A 2,171-nucleotide genomic window follows, 5' to 3' on the forward strand; every position below is an offset into this window, starting at 1 on the left:
CCTTTATGCAACACCTGCCAGGCTACTGCTCGATACATAGCACCGGTATCAATATAAATATAGTTTAATTTTTGGGCGACTAGTTTGGCTACAGTACTCTTTCCTGCGCCTGCCGGTCCGTCAATTGCAATGATTAATGGCTTCATATTTTGCCTCCTATTACTCCTGCCTTAATTCAGCTAAAACATTAAAAAAGTCAGGATAAGAAATATTAACACATTCAGGTTTTTCAATTTCAACACCTTGAGCTGCTAAACCAGCCACTGCCAATGACATAGCCATGCGGTGGTCATGATGGGAGTTGCAGATAGCAAAATTCAATCTTTGTGGTCCGTTAATGATTAAGCCATCTGCTGTTTCGGTAATAGTAGCTCCCATTTTTCCAAGTTCTACGGTAACCGCTTTGAGACGGTCAGTTTCTTTTACCCGCAATTCCTCCGCACCTTTGACAATGGTTTGGCCTTCGGCAAACAGTGCCGCAACCGTCAATACCGGAATTTCATCAATAAGCCGTGGAATGATCTCGGCATCAATAGTTACACCATGCAGCTTAGCAGAACGAACAATGATATCTGCTACTGGTTCCCTGCCGCTCCAACGTTCGTTCGTAACGGTTATATCTGCGCCCATTTCTTTTAATATATCCAGAATACCGGTACGGGTTGGGTTTATGCCGACATTAACTAATACCAAATGACTGTTAGGGATAATCGAGGCAGCTACCAGCCAGAAGGCTGCTGAACTGATATCCCCCGGAACATCAATTTGCTTAGGAGCATCCACTTTTTGCACAGGCTTAATGGTAATGGTGTTGCCAGTTTGGTTAATAGGTATCCCAAAAGTTTCAAACATACGCTCAGTATGATCGCGTGAAGCTATGGGTTCGGTAACAATGGTCGGGCTGTCGGCAAATAATGCCGCCAATAGTATTGCCGATTTTACTTGAGCACTGGCAACAGGCATATTGTACTCAATACCGTGTATTTGTCTGGCTGGTAAAATCGCTAATGGGGCATACCGTGACTGATCCCGTCCGACAACTTGTACTCCCATTTTGGCTAAGGGCGTTATAACTCTAGCCATTGGCCGTTTGCGTAGCGAAGCATCGCCAGTCATAACGCTAAAAAATGGCTGAACTCCCAATAAGCCTGTCATCAACCTAATGGTTGTTCCCGAATTACCAGCATCCAGTACGTCCTGCGGTTCACGCAGTCCTGACAGCCCGTTTCCTTGGACAGTAAGAACCCCATTTGCATCTTGTTCTACAGTGACTCCTAAAGCTCGCATGCAGGCAATGGTTGACCAACAATCGGCTGCATGCAAAAAGTTGGTTATAGTCACTGGAGTATCGGCAAGACCAGCAAGTATAACACTGCGGTGAGAAATCGACTTGTCTCCCGGAATAGGGATTGTTCCATTCAGCCCTGTTGTTGCTTTAACTTCCATGTTTTCTCCCATACTACTATACTACTCCCTCTCGTCACTTATTTTTCTTTTTATTTACTGAACGACCTACTGCAGCAGCTACTTTCTCCAGGTCTTTCATAAGTTGAGCAAAACTTCCTGGAGTAAGTGACTGAGGTCCATCAGATAAGGCTTCTTCGGGACAAGGATGCATTTCTATTAAAAGGCCATCAGCACCAGCAGCTAAAGCGGCCTTAGCCATAGGACTTACCCAACGCCAACTGCCCGTACCATGGCTAGGATCTACAATCACCGGCAAATGGCTTACATGCTTTACTACGGGTATAGCATTCAAATCCAGCGTATTACGTGTAAAGGACTCAAAGGTACGGATACCGCGTTCACACAATACGACCTGATTGTTACCACCTGACATGATATACTCAGCCGCCATTAACCACTCTTCAATCGTGGCTGCTAACCCCCGCTTTAGCAAAACTGGTTTCTTAGTTAACGCTACTTCCTTGAGCAATACGAAGTTTTGCATATTGCGGGTTCCAATTTGCAGCATATCCACGTATTCGGCAATACAAGCAACTTGGCGTGGATCGGTTACTTCTGATACAACAGGCAAACCAACCTCCCGGCCAACAGTTTTGATGATTTCCAGCCCTTCTTTCTCCAATCCTTGAAAACTGTATGGTGAAGTGCGCGGTTTATAAGCTCCACCACGTAGCATTGCCGCTCCGGCCGCTTTAGCACTGGTT

Annotated in this window: 2 protein-coding genes and 1 pseudogene; all 3 read right to left on the reverse strand. The window is 45.5% G+C overall.

Going from position 1 to position 2,171, the window contains the following annotated elements; genetic code table 11:
- Window positions 1-146: (d)CMP kinase (locus AC29Z1_RS11285; RefSeq protein WP_488271568.1), on the reverse strand; the 146-nt coding region annotated here is incomplete at its 3' end.
- A 13-nt stretch (window positions 147-159) separates the two neighbouring features.
- Complete coding sequence (gene aroA, locus AC29Z1_RS11290; protein ID WP_488271562.1) at window positions 160-1,458, reverse strand: 3-phosphoshikimate 1-carboxyvinyltransferase; 1,299 nt, start codon at window positions 1,456-1,458, stop codon at window positions 160-162.
- A gap of 22 nt (window positions 1,459-1,480) precedes the next feature.
- Window positions 1,481-2,171: pseudogene (gene aroF, locus AC29Z1_RS11295) on the reverse strand (3-deoxy-7-phosphoheptulonate synthase); the annotation flags it as partial.

This window comes from Sporomusa sp. (assembly GCF_057736855.1).

Bases quoted from the DNA above. Each gene is read 5' to 3' on its own strand.
- aroA (WP_488271562.1), bottom strand. From the start codon at position 1,458: ATGGGAGAAAACATGGAAGTTAAAGCAACAACAGGGCTGAATGGAACA.